Source organism: Staphylococcus sp. Ze2, assembly GCF_048568365.1.
GTDB lineage: Bacteria > Bacillota > Bacilli > Staphylococcales > Staphylococcaceae > Staphylococcus > Staphylococcus xylosus.
The window spans coordinates 1,567,993-1,585,847 of record NZ_CP183486.1 but is presented as its reverse complement, the minus strand read 5'-3'; the positions used below and the strand labels follow the sequence as shown (position 1 = coordinate 1,585,847).

General features: G+C 33.3%; 15 protein-coding genes and 1 other RNA gene. 2 read left to right on the top strand and 14 right to left on the bottom strand.

Features of this window, described 5'->3' with window-relative positions; all coding sequences use genetic code 11:
* Nucleotides 1–14: 14 nt before the first annotated feature.
* The 8 genes from ruvX to sal form a co-directional block, all read right to left on the bottom strand.
* Nucleotides 15–443 carry a Holliday junction resolvase RuvX gene (gene ruvX, locus ACM591_RS07320; protein WP_029377132.1) on the bottom strand — a complete coding sequence of 143 codons (429 nt, stop codon included), beginning with the start codon at nucleotides 441–443 and terminating at the stop codon, nucleotides 15–17.
* A 3-nt stretch (nucleotides 444–446) separates the two neighbouring features.
* On the bottom strand, nucleotides 447–707 hold the full coding sequence (locus ACM591_RS07315; protein ID WP_029377131.1) for an IreB family regulatory phosphoprotein: 261 nt from the start codon (nucleotides 705–707) through the stop codon (nucleotides 447–449).
* 68 nt (nucleotides 708–775) lie between these two features.
* Nucleotides 776–3,406 (bottom strand): alanine--tRNA ligase, encoded by a 2,631-nt coding sequence (alaS, locus tag ACM591_RS07310; RefSeq protein WP_326026754.1) that lies wholly within the window; start codon nucleotides 3,404–3,406, stop codon nucleotides 776–778.
* Nucleotides 3,407–3,754: 348 nt separating this feature from the next.
* Nucleotides 3,755–6,142, bottom strand: a complete 2,388-nt coding sequence (locus ACM591_RS07305; protein WP_038678681.1) for an ATP-dependent RecD-like DNA helicase — start codon at nucleotides 6,140–6,142, stop codon at nucleotides 3,755–3,757.
* A gap of 3 nt (nucleotides 6,143–6,145) precedes the next feature.
* Complete coding sequence (locus ACM591_RS07300; protein ID WP_326025806.1) at nucleotides 6,146–6,814, bottom strand: tetratricopeptide repeat protein; 669 nt, start codon at nucleotides 6,812–6,814, stop codon at nucleotides 6,146–6,148.
* Between the two features lie 132 nt (nucleotides 6,815–6,946).
* Nucleotides 6,947–8,059, bottom strand: coding sequence for a tRNA 2-thiouridine(34) synthase MnmA (gene mnmA, locus ACM591_RS07295; RefSeq protein ID WP_042362572.1), 1,113 nt, complete (start codon nucleotides 8,057–8,059; stop codon nucleotides 6,947–6,949).
* Nucleotides 8,060–9,205, bottom strand: coding sequence for a cysteine desulfurase family protein (locus ACM591_RS07290; RefSeq protein ID WP_029377126.1), 1,146 nt, complete (start codon nucleotides 9,203–9,205; stop codon nucleotides 8,060–8,062). It abuts the gene before it with no gap.
* A gap of 60 nt (nucleotides 9,206–9,265) precedes the next feature.
* The gene (sal, locus tag ACM591_RS07285) at nucleotides 9,266–10,897 is read right to left on the bottom strand and encodes a Sal family ABC-F type ribosomal protection protein (protein WP_029377125.1); all 1,632 of its coding nucleotides are present in this window, start codon (nucleotides 10,895–10,897) and stop codon (nucleotides 9,266–9,268) included.
* A gap of 288 nt (nucleotides 10,898–11,185) precedes the next feature.
* Here sal and ACM591_RS07280 point away from each other — a divergent pair, with 288 nt between their 5' ends.
* The gene (locus ACM591_RS07280) at nucleotides 11,186–12,184 is read left to right on the top strand and encodes an LLM class flavin-dependent oxidoreductase (protein WP_029377124.1); all 999 of its coding nucleotides are present in this window, start codon (nucleotides 11,186–11,188) and stop codon (nucleotides 12,182–12,184) included.
* 303 nt (nucleotides 12,185–12,487) lie between these two features.
* Here the strand turns inward: ACM591_RS07280 and ACM591_RS07275 are convergent, their stop codons facing one another.
* From ACM591_RS07275 to cymR, 3 genes are all read right to left on the bottom strand, one after another.
* On the bottom strand, nucleotides 12,488–12,655 hold the full coding sequence (locus ACM591_RS07275) for a hypothetical protein (protein ID WP_167330406.1): 168 nt from the start codon (nucleotides 12,653–12,655) through the stop codon (nucleotides 12,488–12,490).
* A 42-nt stretch (nucleotides 12,656–12,697) separates the two neighbouring features.
* The gene (locus ACM591_RS07270) at nucleotides 12,698–12,880 is read right to left on the bottom strand and encodes a CsbD family protein (protein WP_029377123.1); all 183 of its coding nucleotides are present in this window, start codon (nucleotides 12,878–12,880) and stop codon (nucleotides 12,698–12,700) included.
* Between the two features lie 134 nt (nucleotides 12,881–13,014).
* Nucleotides 13,015–13,434 (bottom strand): cysteine metabolism transcriptional regulator CymR, encoded by a 420-nt coding sequence (cymR, locus tag ACM591_RS07265; RefSeq protein WP_017724657.1) that lies wholly within the window; start codon nucleotides 13,432–13,434, stop codon nucleotides 13,015–13,017.
* A gap of 86 nt (nucleotides 13,435–13,520) precedes the next feature.
* Here cymR and ACM591_RS07260 point away from each other — a divergent pair, with 86 nt between their 5' ends.
* Nucleotides 13,521–14,798, top strand: a complete 1,278-nt coding sequence (locus ACM591_RS07260) for a replication-associated recombination protein A (RefSeq protein WP_029377122.1) — start codon at nucleotides 13,521–13,523, stop codon at nucleotides 14,796–14,798.
* A 100-nt stretch (nucleotides 14,799–14,898) separates the two neighbouring features.
* On the opposite strand, the gene ACM591_RS07255 is transcribed toward ACM591_RS07260, so the two are convergent.
* From ACM591_RS07255 to aspS, 3 genes are all read right to left on the bottom strand, one after another.
* Nucleotides 14,899–15,669, bottom strand: a complete 771-nt coding sequence (locus tag ACM591_RS07255; RefSeq protein ID WP_029377121.1) for a tRNA threonylcarbamoyladenosine dehydratase — start codon at nucleotides 15,667–15,669, stop codon at nucleotides 14,899–14,901.
* Nucleotides 15,670–15,832: 163 nt separating this feature from the next.
* Nucleotides 15,833–16,023: non-coding RNA, 6S RNA (gene ssrS / locus ACM591_RS07250), on the bottom strand.
* A gap of 64 nt (nucleotides 16,024–16,087) precedes the next feature.
* Complete coding sequence (gene aspS / locus ACM591_RS07245; protein ID WP_029377120.1) at nucleotides 16,088–17,854, bottom strand: aspartate--tRNA ligase; 1,767 nt, start codon at nucleotides 17,852–17,854, stop codon at nucleotides 16,088–16,090.
* Nucleotide 17,855: the final 1 nt, after the last annotated feature.

Below are 17,855 nucleotides of genomic sequence, written 5' to 3'. Positions count from 1 at the left end.
TTAAACGCTCCTTTTTATTGTAATGAGTCTAAATAGCCTTGCAAAATAAACACTGCTGCCATTTTATCAATTACTTTTTTTCGTTTCTGTCTAGAAACATCTGCTTCAAGCAGTGAACGTTCTGCAGCCATCGTGCTTAAGCGTTCATCCCACATGATTATCTCTAATGATGGCAGTGCTTCTTGAAGTTGCTCCTTGTATTGTAACGAAGCATCGCCTCGAAATCCAATAGAATTGTTCATATTTTTTGGTAATCCGACAATTACGGTACCAACTTTCTCTTTTTGTATAATATCTACAAGTTGATCTATACCTAATTCATTTTTTTCTTCGTCTATACGGAGTGTATCATATCCTTGGGCTGTCCAACCCATAAGATCACTTATTGCAATGCCAACAGTTTTACTACCTACATCTAATCCAATAATTTTATGTTTTAGCATATATTAGTTAGATTTCTCTTGTAAGTAACTAGAAACTAATTCTTCCATAATATCATCACGATCAATGCGACGTATTTGATTTCTAGCTTCATTATTACGCGGAATATAAGCAGGATCACCTGATAGTAAATAACCTACGATTTGGTTCACTGGATTATATCCTTTTTCTTTTAACGTATTATAGACATTTTGTAACACTGTTTTGACATCTTCTTTTGGAATTTCATCATAATTAAACTTCATTGTTTTATCAAAATTTTCCATGTACAACACTCCTTTTGTATCGAGATAAAAAAGTTCTTATTCTCATTCTACATGAGAATGGCTTTAAGTTATAGCGATTTAATGTAATCTTTAATAAATCGTAATGCTTCTGTTATGTTTTCTGGTTGAGTACCGCCACCTTGAGCCATGTCTGGGCGACCGCCACCTTTACCACCAACAATTGGAGCCATATTTTTGATGATATCACCAGCTTTTACTTTGTCAGTATATGCTTTTGGTACAGTTGCTACTAAAGATACTTTACCATCTACATTACTAATGAGTACAATCACTGTATCTTGTAATTTTGATTTAAAATCATCCATAGTTTCACGTATAGCTTTGGCGTTAGGTACCTCTACCTCTGTAGCAAGGAATTTCAAACCGTTAATTTCTTCAACTTGATTTGTAAGATCTCCCATCTTCAGTGAAGTAACTTCTTTATTTTTTTGTTCTAGTTGTTTCACTAATTCTTTTTCTTCTGTTTGCATTTGTTTTACTTTATCTAATACTTGGTCATCTGTTTTAACTTTTACTTGAGTTTTAACAGCATTAAATTGCGTTTGTATTGTTTCTAAATATAAGAAAGCTGATTTACCAGTTAAAGCTTCTATTCTTCTAACTCCAGCGCCCGTACCAGATTCACTTACAATCTTAAATAGACCGATTTCAGAAGTATTATTCACATGAATACCGCCACACAATTCAATTGAGAATGGTGCCATATTTACTACTCTAACCACATCGCCGTATTTCTCACCAAATAGTGCCATTGCGCCAATTTTCTTAGCTTCTTCGATAGGCATTTCTTGGATATTAACTTCAATACTATTCCATATTTCTTCATTAACTCTACGTTCTACTTGGTCAATTTCGTCTTGAGTCATTGGACCAAAATGTGAAAAATCAAATCTTAAACGCTCTGCTTCAACCAATGAGCCAGCTTGGTTAACATGTTCGCCTAATACTTCTTTTAATGCTGCATGCAATAAATGTGTTGCACTGTGATTTTTCTTAATTGCACTTCGTTCTTTATGATTAACACTTGCAGATACTTCTGCGTTTGTTTTTACTGTGCCAAATTGAATCTCACCTTTATGCAAGTTTTGGCCATTAGGTGCTTTCGTAACTTCAGTTACTAGTATTTCAAAGTTTTCATTACTTACTTTACCTTGATCGGCAACTTGTCCACCACTTACAGCATAAAATGGTGTTTCTTTAAGAATGAAATAAACAGTTTCGCCAGCTTCTGCAACATCAATTAACTCGCCGTTATGAATGATGTCCGTAATTGTTGTAGCTCTGTCCATAACATCATAACCAACGAATTTACTTTCAGTAGTGATTTTCTTCAATACTTCACTTTGTACTTGCATTGATTGTGAATTTTGTCTTGCTTGTCTAGCTCTATCTCTTTGTTGTTGCATTTCAGTTTCAAATGTAGCCATATCAACTGATAAATTTTCTTGTGTTGCAATCTCTTCGGTTAGTTCTACTGGGAACCCGTAAGTATCATATAATTTAAAAGCATCTTTACCACTAATTTCATTAGATTGTTCTTTTGCTTGAGCCACAAGATTATTTAAAATAGCAAGCCCTTCTTCTAATGTTTCGTGGAAACGTTCTTCTTCAGATTTGATTACGCGTTTAATAAAATCTGACTTTTCTTTTACATTTGGATAATAAGGTTCCATGATATCAGCAACAATATCAACTAATTGATACATAAATGGTTCATTGATATCTAAAGATTGGCTAAATCTCACAGCACGACGTAATAGACGACGTAATACATAACCACGACCCTCGTTAGTTGGTAATGCGCCGTCAGCAATTGCAAATGCAATCGTACGAATATGATCTGATATAACTTTAAATGCAACATCGTATGCATCTTTTTCTAAATATTTTTTCCCAGATAGCATTTCTACTTCGCGAATAATTGGCATAAATAAATCTGTCTCATAATTAGTGCGTACATTTTGAGCTATAGAGGCCATTCTTTCTAATCCCATACCCGTATCAATGTTTTTATTTGGTAATGGTGTATATGTGTGGTCTTTGTTATGGTTGAATTCACTAAACACTAAATTCCATACTTCAAGAAAACGCTCGTTCTCCCCACCTGGATACATTTCTTCAGCTGGATCATCTTTGCCATAACTGTCTCCACGATCATAGAAAATTTCTGTATTAGGACCTGAAGGACCTTCCCCAATGTCCCAGAAATTCCCTTCAATTCTAATAATTCTGCTTTCTTCTAAGCCAATATCTTCGTTCCATATACGATACGCTTCAATATCTTCTGGATGAACAGTCACATATAACTTTTTAGGGTCCATTGCCATCCATTTCTCACTAGTCAAAAATTCCCATGCAAATTCAATAGCCTCTTTTTTAAAATAATCACCAATTGAGAAATTACCTAACATTTCAAAAAATGTATGATGACGTGCAGTAAACCCTACATTTTCAATATCATTTGTTCTAATTGCTTTTTGTGAATTCACAATACGTGGTTTTCTAGGCGTTTCTCTACCATCAAAATATTTCTTCAATGTTGCTACGCCAGAATTAATCCATAGTAAAGAATCATCATCAATTGGAACTAATGGTGCTGACGGTTCAACCATATGACCTTGTTCTACAAAATAATCGATAAAATTTTGTCTAATTTCACTCGCTTTTAAGTTTTTCATACCTTAAATTTCCTCCATCTCAACTCAAGTTATAACAGTAATTCATTAAAAATGAAAATAAAAAACGCCCATCCTCATAAAAGGGACGAACGTTTCGCGGTACCACCCTAGTTATAAGTGTTAGCAAATCTTTATAGACTTCATTGTTAAAATTATGCAATTCAATCGTCTTAACAAATTTACTAACATACACTTATCACTCAATTAGTTATTATGCTTACTGACACAAAGTAGCTTTCAACTATGTTTACTGTACTTTTCACCAGCCAGTACATCTCTGAAGATAAAACATAGTTTACTTATCTTTATGCGAAGTTATTTATATTGTATTTATTTTCAACGACAATGTCAATCTTCAACGAAGTCATACGGGGAAAATTCACCCATATTAATCATTGGATTTATTTTAAATATATTTTCTTCAGACAATATAATATCTGAATCAAAGGATTTACTGACATCAGCAGTTTCAGTTTCTTCCTCATTATTAAAATACGCTTTAAGAAAAGCACACAATTGCGTCATTCTCACTTGGCCGTGAGTCTTTAGACCAATATCAAATGCTTGCGGATCTCCTAAGAACACAAGTGACTGTTTGGCACGTGTTAAACCTGTATATAATATAGGTTTTTGAAGCATTCTAAAGTACTGTTTAACCATTGGCATAATCACAATTGGAAATTCTGATCCTTGTGACTTATGAATTGAAGTACAATAGGCATGCGTCAACTCCATTAAGTCTTGACGAACAAATGTAATCTCATTACCTTCAAAATCAACTACCAATACATCTTTGTTTAATGCATTTTCTTTAGCCCAAAAGATGCCTACAATGACCCCGATATCACCATTAAATATATTATCGCTTGGTCGGTTAACTAGTTGTAATACCTTATCACCTTTTCTAAAGACAATATCACCAAACTCAATTTCTCTAGTATCTTGTTCTTTGGGATTCAAGATATCTTGCAATACTGTATTTAGTTTCTTAATACCTGCAGATCCTTTATACATCGGAGCTAATACTTGAATATCACTCATATCATAACCTTTATTCACTGCACTTGACACCACTTTTTCAACAACTGAAGGTATCTGTTCTGTTGTACAGTTTATAAAATTACGGTCATGAAATCTCTGTGTAATATCAATAGTTTCTCCTAGTTTCATCCTATGCGCTAATTCAATAATACTTGAACCATCTTGTTGTCGGTAAACTTCAGTTAAATTTACACGAGGAATTACTTTCGAATCAATTAGATCTTTAAATACTTGGCCTGGTCCAACAGATGGCAGCTGATCTTCATCACCGACTAGTATAACTTGCGCATCAATAGGTACAGCACTCAAAAATTGATGGAATAACCATGTATCAACCATAGACATTTCATCAATAATAATAAGTTTTGCAGAAATTTCATTATCTAAAATATCTTCTGGTTGCGTATCTTGATTCCAACCTATTAAGCGATGTATCGTCATAGCCTCTAAACCAGTTGACTCTGACAAACGCTTCGATGCACGTCCAGTTGGCGCACCTAGAACTACTGGATAATCATCATTTTGATAATCGTCATAATCTAATGATAGACCATGCAACTCTGCATAAAGTTCAACAATTCCTTTAATGACAGTTGTTTTTCCTGTACCTGGGCCACCAGTCAGTAACATTATTTTAGAGTTAATCGCTGTTTGCAAGGCTTCTCTTTGAGAATCTGCATATGTCACTTTATTGCGTTCCTCAATTTCTCCTATTTCAAGCAGCAAATCAGATTGCTCAATTTCTTTTAGTTTATTTGTATAAGAAAAATTACGGTATAAATTTTGAACGCTTTTCAATTCTGAATAGTATAGACTTGGAATCGCAACTTCATTTTCTTGTTGAATTAATTTAGTGTCATTAACTAAATCTTGTAAAACTTGTTCAAGCTGCTGTGTTTCTATTAGTTCACCTGGTGGTTGTGATAGCATATCTTGAGTCATCTCTAGTACATTATTAGTAGGTAAATACGTATGACCTTGTTTTATACATTCTTCTTCTAACACATAAAGTAACCCTGCTTTAAGACGTTCTGCATCGTTAAATTGAATGCCGACATTACGCGCTAATGTGTCTGCCTTATTAAAACCGATGCCTTTGACATCATATACAAGTTGATAAGGTTTCTTTTCAACTACGTTAAGTGTTTCTCCTAAATATGCTTGGTATATAGCCATTGCTAACTTTGGCCCAAAACCTAGATCATGGAGGCGAATGATAATTTGTTCCGTTTCTTGATTACTTGCGATTTGTTCAGCAATTTGTTTTTGTTTCTTTTTAGGTAAACTAGGCACTTTTTCTAATATAGTTGGATCATTTAATATGTCGCTAATTGCATTTTCACCTAATTTATTTACAATACTTTGAGCTGTTTTTTTTCCTATTCCTTTAAAAAGATCACTAGATAAATAACTTATAATTGCTTCTTTCGTTTGTGGTAACTCTTTTTCAAATGTTTCAGCCTTTAATTGTTTGCCATATTTTGCATGCGTAACTACTTGGCCTTTAAATGTATAGACGTCACCTTCTGCAATATCTGGGAAAAACCCTACAATTGTAGGCATTGAATCAAATGTCTCATTGGATTCAATCGTATCAACTTTTAAAACCGTATAAAAATTCTCTTTGTTTTGAAACAAAATCGCATCAACGGTCCCTTTAATCATTGAATTGTTAAATAGTGTAGGGTTTTCCATAAGTTATTCCTCCTCTGCGATAGCTTTAAATGTTTTAATAGCATGATGGCTCATGACATGATCTGGATTGGCGTCTACAGCCGCTTCAAAATGACGAATAGCTTCGTCAGTATCCTCCGTTTGCATATAAGTCGCTAAGCCTAAATTATATAGTGCATCTGCGTGTTTGCTATCAATTGCTAACACACGCTTTAACTGGTCAATAGCTTGTTCAAACATTTCTAAATGACATAATACAAGTCCATATTGAAATTGTACCTCAGCATCATCACGATCATCTAGTTCCGCTGCTGTCATTAAGAACGGTAAAGCTTCGTTAAATGCTTCTAGTTGATTAAAAGACATACCAATCATGTAATTTGTATCAACTTTATCAACGTTAAATTTTAACGCTTGTTGGTATAATTTTATCGCTTCATTAAAACGACCTTCATTGTAATATACATTACCTAAATTATAATAAATTGCACCATTTTCCGGATCTAAAGTGATTGCTCTTTGAAAGAATTTTTCAGCTTTTTCTCCTTCTCCCGCTTCAGCCAATAATATTCCAGCATTTATGTAATTTTCTACTTCTTTTGGACTAGCTTCTATATTTTCAAATAATGCTTTAAGTGCTTCTTCAAAATTACCTTGTTTAATTAATTGATATATTTGCTCTTGATTCAACATTAACCCTCTTTTCTGACTATTAATTATAACATTTACTCATTTTTTTGAAATATGAATTTCAAAAAAAGAAATCGCTAGATACTATATTATATAGTCTACTAACGATTTCTAAATAATACTTCATCTTTTAGTTTATAAAACGTAACTTAATTGTCCTGACTCTTTAAAAACATCATCAATTGTTGCGCCACCTAAACAGACATCGCCATCATATAGTACAACTGATTGCCCTGGCGTAATCGCACGAACAGGTTCATCGAATACTACACGAATTGCACTATCACTCTCTTTTTGTACAAATACTTTAGTATCTTTTTGACGGTATCTAAATTTTGCAGTACATGCAAATCCATTTTCCAAGTCAACATCATTCACAAATGAGATATCTGATGCAATCAAGTAATCACTATATAATGCTTCATGGTGGAAACCTTGTTCAACATATAATACGTTATCATTTAAGTTTTTGCCAACTACAAACCATGGATCACCGTCTCCACCAATACCTAAGCCATGACGTTGTCCGATTGTATAATACATCAGCCCAGCATGCGTGCCAATTTTTTCACCTTGTAGTGTACGCATTTCTCCAGATTGTGCTGGTAAATATTGTGAAAGAAATTCTTTGAAATTACGTTCTCCAATAAAACAAATACCTGTAGAGTCTTTCTTTTTAGCAGTTGCTAAGTTTTGTTCTTCAGCAATACGACGTACTTCTTTTTTATCGATATCACCTATTGGAAACATTACACGAGATAATTGATCTTGTGATAATTGATTTAAGAAATAAGTTTGATCTTTATTGTTATCCACGCCTCTTAACATTTCAACGTGCCCATCCTCATGACGACGCACACGTGCATAATGACCTGTAGCAACATAGTCAGCACCAAGTTTCAACGCATGTTCTAAAAATGCTTTGAATTTAATCTCTTTATTGCACATTACATCAGGGTTTGGCGTACGGCCTTTTTTATATTCATCTAGGAAATAAGTAAATACTTTATCCCAGTATTCTTTCTCAAAATTCACTGCATAGTATGGGATATCTAATTGATTACATACTGCGATGACATCATTATAATCTTCAGTAGCTGTACATACGCCATTTTCATCTGTATCATCCCAATTCTTCATGAATATACCTATGACATCATAACCTTGTTCTTTTAATATGTGTGCTGTAACGGAACTATCTACGCCACCAGACATTCCGACAACAACTCGTGTATCTTTATTTGACACTTACACTTCCTCCTTAAATTTGTGATAAATTTTATGAATTTCTGTAGCTATATATTTTATTTCTTGCTCAGTTGTTTGTTCATTAAAACTAAACCTTACCGAATGTTTTGCTCGCTCATCTTCTTCGTCATACATTGCTTTCAGTACATGTGATGGTGTTGTAGTCCCTGCAGTACAAGCTGAACCTGATGAAACATATATATTGGAGAGATCTAATAAAGTTAGCATTGTTTCTACATCTATAAATGGCAGATATAAATTCACAATGTGACCAGTTGAATCTGTCATAGAACCATTTAATTCAAATGGTATAGAGCGTTCTTGTAATGAGACTAGGAATAAATTTTTAAGGTTCATTAAATGCACATTATTTTCATCTCTATATTGATTTGCAAGTGTAACAGCTTCAGCTAATCCAACAATTTGTGGTAAATTTTCAGTTCCGGCTCTACGTTTAGCCTCTTGTTCTCCACCTAACTGTTGATATTTTAATGAAGTACCTTCTTTTAACAGTAAGATTCCAACGCCTTTAGGACCACCAAATTTATGTGCTGTAATACTCATAGCGTCAATAGCAAATTCATGAAAATCTATTTCTAAATGACCAATCGCTTGCACTGCGTCAACATGGAACAATGCATTGGATTTTCCAACAATTTCTTCAATATCGTACATTGGTTCTACAGTACCTACTTCATTATTAACAAACATAATAGAAACTAAAATCGTCTGTTCTGTAATGGCATTTTCTAATTGTTGAAGGTTTATTATGCCTTGTTTATCAACATCTAAATATGTGACTTCAAAACCTTCTTTCTCTAGTTGCTCAAACACATGGAGTACAGAATGATGCTCAATTTTTGAAGTGATAATATGTTTTCCTCTGTGCATTTGGTCATAAGCCATTCCTTTAATAGCAGTATTATTAGATTCTGTCGCACCACTTGTAAAGATTACTTCACTTGGTTTTGCATTAAAAGAAGATGCGATCGTACGGCGTGCTTCATCTAAATACTTTCGTGCATCTCTTCCTATACTATGAATGGAAGACGGATTACCATAATGAACAGAATAAATATCCATCATTTTATCAATTACTTCTTGCTTAACTGGTGTTGTAGCAGCATAATCTGCGTATACTTCCATGCTTGACACTCCTTAAATTTTTATCAATGTTCCAATGATAGCACCATATAATTAATTTTTCTAGTTGTCTGTTTCAAAATGACCATTTTCATCAATATCTTTAAAATCCTCTAATAATTTCATAGTCTTTTTTATGTCTGCTGGTTGTTTACTATTCAAAGTCATATTTTTCAATTTTTTATCATTAATATGCCAGTGTGTAGCGGTGATTCTTGATTGTAAATATTGATCATGTGTAACGATAAGCACTTGACCTTGAAAACTATCAATCATTTTTAATATTAAATCTTGTGTAGCGATATCAAAATAATTAGTTGGTTCATCTAAAATAAGAAGATGTGGATTAGAGAAATATAATAATACAAACTGCAATCTACTTTTCTCACCCATGGATAAAAATGCGATATGCTGATTAATTTTTTCATTATTAAAATCAAAAGTAGCTAAGATTGTTTGTGCTTCACTACGAGTCACACTTTCTAATGCCATCACCATGTCTAATGGACTGCTATTATATTTTAAATTGCTATTTTGCTGGTCAAAAGAAGCAATTTTAAGAGATGGTGTAATATATACATCACCTTTATTCGGTTTTATACTTTGTTTTATCATTGCGATAAATAATGATTTCCCACTGCCATTGGGACCTGTTAAAAGTATATTTTCTTTATTTTTCATTTCAAAGTTAGCATTTCTATAAATTTCTTGTTGATTTATAGTTATACTAACATTTTCAAATCTAATCAAGCTACGTTTTCGCAAATGTGTTTGTTCATTAAAATGAAATTCTCTATTATCATTTTCGGGTGCTTCAACTTGCTTTTCATTTATCTTTTGTTTTAGTTGTGATTCCTTAACTTTAGCTTTTTGTGCTAATTTGCTTAACCTTTTTTGTTGTATCGGGTCTCGCACACTAGTCGTTCTTTGCGAAACTGAATGCCATTCGTTCACACGTTTAATAGTTGCTTCAAGTGCTTTGACTTCTTTTTGTTGTTTTTCATAAGCATTGACTTCTGATTGATGGGCTAAATCTACAACATGTTTATAATGGTCATAATCCCCTTGGAATTTTCTCGTTCCATTACGTGTTATTTGATAAATGTGTGACGCCGTTTGATTAATGAATCCTCTATGATGTGACACAAAAACAATAGTCTGTTTAGATTTATTAATATTAATTATTAAATTATCTAGCATTGTCATATCAAGATGATTAGTAGGTTCATCAAGTAATATTAACGATTTTTTCGATAAGAAAGCTCTTAATATCGCTACACGTGTTTGCTGTCCTCCACTAAGAGACTTAATCTTTTTATCTAAGTCGATTTCCGTTAAATCAAATAACTTCGCTTGCGTAATGATTTCTTGTTCAAATTCATAGCCTTCCAATGCTACGTAGTCGCTTATTTTTTCATAATTATTTAGCATCTCTTTTTTTAATTGAGCTAATTGTGGTTTTAAAAATAGGAGAAAATCCATTGCTGTCATTTCGTAATAATCAGTCATATCTTGTTCCATTAGATATGCACTTTCTTTATAAGCATTCTTAAGTGCATATAAAAGTGTTGATTTTCCAACACCATTATCTCCTAAAAATGCAACATGCTCTCCTTCTTCTATATCAATTAGCACTTTGTCAATCAGTATTCGTCCATACTGTTCAAATGGTTTTTGTTCATAATAAAAAGACATATCAATTCCCTCACTTTTTAGGACATGACATATCTTTACATAATATATATTACTTTATATATGGTTGCTTAAGTATTTCCATGTAATTTAGACAGAGTCATATCCCATAACTTTTATTTAAATTTAATTGGTTTGTATATTTCTTATGAGATTTATCCATTGTCTTAATTAAGCCACCTAACGTTTTAATTTCATATAAGTATAACAATGAGCAATTTCTTACGCAAGTTTTAAATCGCCTGTTATACTACTTTGTATTAACAAGATCAAGGAGGATTACGATATAAAATGAACAATTTAAAATTATCTGCGCTTAACTTAGTACCAATCCGCGAAGGTCAAGATGATCAAGCTGCAATCAAAGATATGGTTAAACTCGCGCAAGATTTAGAAACACTTGACTTCGAACGTTATTGGATAGCTGAGCATCACAACGCTCCTAATCTAGTTAGTTCGGCAACAGCATTATTAATTCAACACACATTAGAACACACTTCAAAAATACGTGTTGGTTCTGGTGGTATTATGTTACCAAATCATGCACCATTAGTTGTTGCAGAGCAATTCGGAACAATGGAAACTGTTTTTCCAAATCGTGTAGACCTTGGTTTAGGACGTGCACCGGGAACAGACATGATGACTGCTAGCGCTTTACGCAGAGACCAACATAACGGCGTTTATGAATTCCCTGAAGAAGTTGAACAACTTGCTACGTACTTTGGCCCAGCTAATCAGCAAGGATATGTTCGTGCTTATCCAGCTGTTAATAAGCAAGTGCCACTTTATATACTAGGTTCTTCTACAGATTCAGCCCACCTAGCCGCACGTAAAGGGCTACCGTATGTCTTTGCCGGTCATTTTGCACCACAACAAATGAAAGACGCGATTCAAATATATAAAGAACTATTTGAGCCCTCTGAAATACTAAGCAAACCTTATGTTATCGTTTGTCTCAACGCTATCGTAGCAGATACAGATGAACAAGCTGAATACTTAGCAACTACACAAGCACAAGTAATGGTAAGCATTACAAGAGGCAGAATGCAACCTGTGCAACCACCAACTGATGATTTAAGAGGACTTTTAACACCTACAGAATATGAAATTGCAAAACAAAGAATGCAACAATCACTAATAGGATCAGAAGAGACAGTTAAAGCTAAAATTCAAGACTTTATCAAAGAACATGGTGAAATTGATGAGCTTATGGCGATTAGTTATATCTATAATCAAGACGAACAGTTAAATTCTTATAAAAAACTCAAAACTATTGTCGAATCGTTATAATTCATAAAATAAACCTAGACCCTTTCAATATTTAATATTTATCAAAGTAGTAATTAAAGAAACGAATATTTGAATATAAAATTCAGGTTATTGAGGCTAGATTGTCACACACTTAATTAACGTCCTTAACCAATCACTACAATTTATAATAAATAATGCCTACTAAACAATGGAAAGCTTAAATCTAGTCTTTATCCGATGTTAGTGGGTATTATTTTTATTATGCTTTTGATTGCAAATAAAAAAGACCAAGACATATAATGCCCTAGCCCTTTATTAAAATAATTTTGTTTACAACAAATATTATTTTTTATCGTCTTTCTTATCATCTTTTTTATCGTTATCACTGCCACCAGTAAATTTATCGATTTGTTCTGATGCTTGTTTAGCTTTTTCGTTGTCTGTATCTTTTAATTTATCTGATACAGTCTTTGCAGTTTCTTTTGCTTTATCTAAAAAGTTCTCAGCCATTTAAAATCTCTCCTTTAGTAGTTATAAAATATAGTTTATAGTTTATTTTTTAAATTTATCGATAACATCATTAGCTTTATCTTTTGCATTTTCTACAAATTCTTTAGCTTTACCAGAAGTTTTATCTTCTTTGCCTTCGTTTTCTAATTCTTTATTATCAGTAACGTTACCTAATGTCTCTTTCACATTACCTTTTGCTTGTTCTACTTTATTTTCGTCTGCCATGTAAATTACCTCCTTAATGATGTATATATTGTACATACCACTAATTTCAATAAAATAAACATCTTAAACATAGATTAATAAATATTTTTTAAAAATGTTATATCATTAGTATAAAATGACATTTCTGTATAATATTAGATATAGAACATGTACCCGTCTAGATTATTTGTATCTTTATACTCTGCTAAATATTTTAATGATGTGTTATCTAGCACATCTCTTACTGCATCTCTCATTCTAATCCAAAGTTGTTTTTGAGCAGGTGGTTCTGAATCTATACTTTCAACGAATGTGATTGGACCTTCTAATAAACGAATAATATCACCCGCTGTTATCTCTTCAGACGGTACTCTTAATTGATAACCACCTTTTGCCCCACGAACACTTCGAATTAATCCGGCATTTCTCAATGGACCGACTAATTGCTCTAAATACAGATCACTCAAATTATTTTCTTCCGCAATAGATTTTAAAGACACACACCCTTGACCTTCTTTTTTAGCAAGAGATATCATTAGCGTTAACCCATATCTTCCTTTAGTTGAAATTTTCATTATATTACCTCACTTAATTCGAATACTATATAATAACATTCTATCACTTTTTACGTTAATATAGAATTAGAAAGGTGTGAAAGATTGTGTCAAACGAACCACTAGCTTCAAGAATGCGACCAAGTAACATTGATGAGATTATATCTCAAGAGCATTTAGTAGGTCCAAAAGGCATTATTAGAAGAATGGTAGAAACAAAAAGATTATCCTCAATGATCTTTTATGGGCCACCTGGTATCGGTAAGACAAGTATTGCTAAAGCTATATCAGGAAGTACTCAATTTAAGTTCCGTCAATTAAATGCAGTTACAAATACCAAAAAAGACATGCAACTCATAGTTGAAGAAGCTAAAATGTCTGGGCAAGTTATTTTATTATTAGATGAAATTCATCGTTTAGATAAAGCTAAACAAGATTTCCTATTACCACATTTAGAAAATGGAAAAATTGTTCTTATTGGGGCTACGACATCAAACCCATATCATGCAATAAACCCTGCCATTCGATCTAGGGCTCAAATATTTGAACTTTATCCTTTAGATGAAGATGACATCAAGGTTTCATTGAATAGAGCTTTAAATGATGAAGAACGTGGTTTAGCTAGCTATAATCCCATTGTAGACGAAGATGCGATGTCTTACTTTACAACTCAAAGTCAAGGTGACGTGAGAAGTGCTTTAAATGCATTAGAATTAGCAGTTTTAAGTTCGGATACAACGGACAGCCATCGTTACATCACCTTACAAGATGCTAAAGATTGTTTGCAAAAAGGGGCTTTCGTGAGTGATAAAGATGGCGACATGCATTATGATGTGATGAGTGCATTTCAAAAATCAATTCGCGGTAGTGATGTAAATGCCGCACTTCATTATTTAGCACGCTTAATTGAAGCTGGCGACTTACCAACAATCGTTAGACGACTACTAGTAATAAGTTACGAAGATATAGGGCTAGCTTCTCCTGGTGCAGGACAGCGCACGTTAGCTGCTATCGAATCAGCTGAGCGTTTAGGCTTTCCAGAGGCTAGAATACCTTTAAGCCAAGCTGTTATTGAGCTCTGTTTATCACCCAAGTCTAATTCAGGTATCTCTGCAATCGATGCTGCCCTATCTGATATACGTAAAGGTCATATAGGACAAATTCCTGATCATTTAAAAGATGGGCATTATGCAGGAGCTAAAGAACTAGGACGCGCTATCGGTTATCAGTATCCCCACAGTTATGATAGTGGATTTATCCCTCAACAATATCTACCTGACAAACTAAAAAACAGAATTTATTATGAACCGAAAACGACTTCTAAAAGTGAACAACAATTCAAATCGGTTTATGAAAATATCACCCAAGCACAACATAAAAAATAAAAATTCCGAATTTAATATAGAAAAAAGAGGTTGAGAAAATTACATCTCAACCTCTTTTTCTATTTTTAACTATTAGGTAACTGCAGTACCAAATTTAATGTTATATTTTATCTTTAATACGTGTTACAGGTATATCTTTTAAAATATCATTAACAACATAGCTAGCGCTAATCAGACCAACTACACTTGGTACAAATGCATTAGATGACGGTGGAATTTGACCTTTTCTCGTAGATGCGTTTGCATCACCTACAGTTTCTTTAACATCTTCTCTTATCACTATAGGACTTTCATCCGAAAATACAACAGGTACACCTTTAACTATCCCTAACTTTTTCAATTTACGACGAATAATTTTAGCCATTGGATCCATATACGTCTCAGAAATATCAACAATCTTAAATCGTGTTGGATCCGTTTTATTAGCAGCTCCCATACTTGAAATAACAGATATGCCTCTTTCTAAACATTCTTTCATTAAATGAACTTTATACATGATAGTATCACTTGCATCAACAAAGTAGTCAATATCATAATTATTAAACAACGCTTCATATGTTTCTTCTGTATAAAACATATGTAATGAAGTTACCTTACATTCTGGATTAATTAATTTAATACGTTCTTCCATCAAGGTAACTTTACTTTGTCCAACAGTTGTTGTTAATGCATGTAATTGACGATTCACATTAGTGATATCTACATCATCTTTATCTATTAAAATAATATGTCCAATATTAGTACGTGCTAGCGCTTCGGCAGCAAACGAGCCAACCCCTCCAACACCTAAAATCACCACAGTTTTTTGTTTTAATAATTCTAAACCTTCTTGGCCATAAGCCAATTCATTTCTTGAAAATTGATGTTTCATGTCATTCTCCTTAATAATAAGAGTGATTAAATATAATTTTCACGCTTAAAAATCTGTTTCTCTTATTGAATTTAATATATTTATTTTATTTCAATGTAATTAAAAATATCAAGTTTTGTATTTTATATCAAAAAAATACGCAAGACCGAAGTCTTGCGTACCGATAGAGTCCGTAAGTGCCGTAGTTATAAAATGCTTGATCATTCGGCCTGCTTAAAACAGGTGGGTGCCCTGTTTCTTGTTTTGCAAGTCCTCCTAATGAGGCGTGTGCGCTGCAAGAAAACCCATTGGGCTCCCGGATCAAAGAGTGTTAGGCCCAAATATAAAGCAAACATACGAACACTACAGATGACTATCTTATGGGATTAATAATAACACAATATTTGAAATTAGCAAGAATATTAACTTATAACAAAAATTAATGTCTAATACGTAATGACAATTCTTCTAATTGACTTTCCGAAACTTCACTTGGTGCATTTGTTAATAAACATGTAGCTGAAGCTGTTTTAGGGAACGCAATCGTATCACGTAAGTTTGTACGACCTGTTAATAACATTACTAAACGGTCTAATCCAAGTGCAATACCGCCATGTGGTGGCGCACCATATTTGAATGCATCTAGCAAGAATCCAAATTGTTCTTGGGTTTGTTCCTCGGTAAATCCTAGTACTTCAAACATTTTAGATTGTAAATCACCATTATGAATTCTGATAGACCCGCCGCCTAATTCATAACCATTCAATACAATATCATAAGCATTAGCTTGTGCATTTTCAGGTTCAGTATCTAATTTAGCGATATCTTCTTGTTTTGGTGCAGTGAACGGGTGATGAGCCGCAGTATAACGTTTTAAGTCTTCATCATACTCTAGTAAAGGCCAATCTGTTACCCATAAGAAGTTCAATTTAGATTCATCAATTAAATCTAACTCTCTAGCTAACTTAAGACGTAACGCACCTAAACTTTGTGCAACAACACTTGGTTTGTCAGCTACAAATAATACTAAGTCACCAGATTGTGCTTCGGTTAATGTTTGTAGTTTAGCAACATGGTCTGCTTCGAAGAATTTAGCAATTGGGCCGTTCACACCTTCATCAACCACTTTAACCCATGCTAAACCTTTAGCACCATAGATATTTACAAATTCTGTTAAACCATCAATATCTTTTCTTGTATATTGATCTGAAGCACCTTTCGCAACTATCGCTTTAACTTGACCATTATTAGTTACAGCATCTTTGAACACTTTGAAATCCATGATTTCTCCCAATTCTGATACGTCTATTAATTCCATACCAAAACGTGTATCTGGTTTATCTGAACCAAAACGTTGCATCGCTTCATTATATGTCATTCTAGGGAAAGGTCTTGGAACTTCGACATCTTTTACATCTTTCACTACATTCTGTAGCATTTCTTCTCCCATATCCATAACGTCTTCTTGATCTACAAAGCTCATTTCAATATCGACTTGTGTAAATTCAGGTTGACGATCAGCACGTAAATCTTCATCACGGAAACATTTTACGATTTGATAATATTTATCAAAACCGCCTATCATTAATAATTGTTTAAAAAGTTGTGGTGATTGTGGTAATGCATAGAATTCACCGTCATGCACACGTGAAGGTACTAAATAGTCACGCGCCCCTTCAGGCGTTGACTTAGTTAGTACAGGTGTTTCAATATCGAAAAAGCCCTCTTTATCTAAATATTGTCTAATTGAACGTGTAGTTTGGTGTCTCATTTTAAATGTTTGTGCTAATTCTTGACGTCTTAAATCTAAGTATCTATATTTTAATCTGATATTTTCATCAACATTTTGATTCTCTTCATTTAATGCAAATGGTGGTGTTTCTGATTTGTTTATAATTTCAATTTCTGAAACTTGTACTTCTACTTGACCTGTAGCAATTTTAGGGTTTACCGTTTGAGGATCACGTTTTTTGACGATACCTTTAACTTGAACTACATATTCAGATCTCACTGTTTCAGCTATTTTTAATGCTTCTTCAGAAAAATCCGGATTAAATACTACTTGTACATATCCTTCACGGTCTCTTAAATCAACAAAAATAAGACCTCCTAAATCTCTACGGTTGTGTACCCAGCCTTTTAATATTACTTCTTGGTCTAGTAATGATTCAGTTACTAAACCACAATATGTTGTACGCTTACTCATG

Coding starts and splice junctions, on each gene's coding strand:
- ruvX (WP_029377132.1), bottom strand. CDS start 443: ATGCTAAAACATAAAATTATTGGATTAGATGTAGGTAGTAAAACTGTT.
- ACM591_RS07315 (WP_029377131.1), bottom strand. CDS start 707: ATGGAAAATTTTGATAAAACAATGAAGTTTAATTATGATGAAATTCCA.
- alaS (WP_326026754.1), bottom strand. CDS start 3,406: ATGAAAAACTTAAAAGCGAGTGAAATTAGACAAAATTTTATCGATTAT.
- ACM591_RS07305 (WP_038678681.1), bottom strand. CDS start 6,142: ATGGAAAACCCTACACTATTTAACAATTCAATGATTAAAGGGACCGTT.
- ACM591_RS07300 (WP_326025806.1), bottom strand. CDS start 6,814: ATGTTGAATCAAGAGCAAATATATCAATTAATTAAACAAGGTAATTTT.
- ACM591_RS07290 (WP_029377126.1), bottom strand. CDS start 9,205: ATGGAAGTATACGCAGATTATGCTGCTACAACACCAGTTAAGCAAGAA.
- sal (WP_029377125.1), bottom strand. CDS start 10,897: ATGTCTTTTTATTATGAACAAAAACCATTTGAACAGTATGGACGAATA.
- ACM591_RS07280 (WP_029377124.1), top strand. CDS start 11,186: ATGAACAATTTAAAATTATCTGCGCTTAACTTAGTACCAATCCGCGAA.
- ACM591_RS07275 (WP_167330406.1), bottom strand. CDS start 12,655: ATGGCTGAGAACTTTTTAGATAAAGCAAAAGAAACTGCAAAGACTGTA.
- ACM591_RS07270 (WP_029377123.1), bottom strand. CDS start 12,880: ATGGCAGACGAAAATAAAGTAGAACAAGCAAAAGGTAATGTGAAAGAG.
- cymR (WP_017724657.1), bottom strand. CDS start 13,434: ATGAAAATTTCAACTAAAGGAAGATATGGGTTAACGCTAATGATATCT.
- ACM591_RS07255 (WP_029377121.1), bottom strand. CDS start 15,669: ATGAAACATCAATTTTCAAGAAATGAATTGGCTTATGGCCAAGAAGGT.
- aspS (WP_029377120.1), bottom strand. CDS start 17,854: ATGAGTAAGCGTACAACATATTGTGGTTTAGTAACTGAATCATTACTA.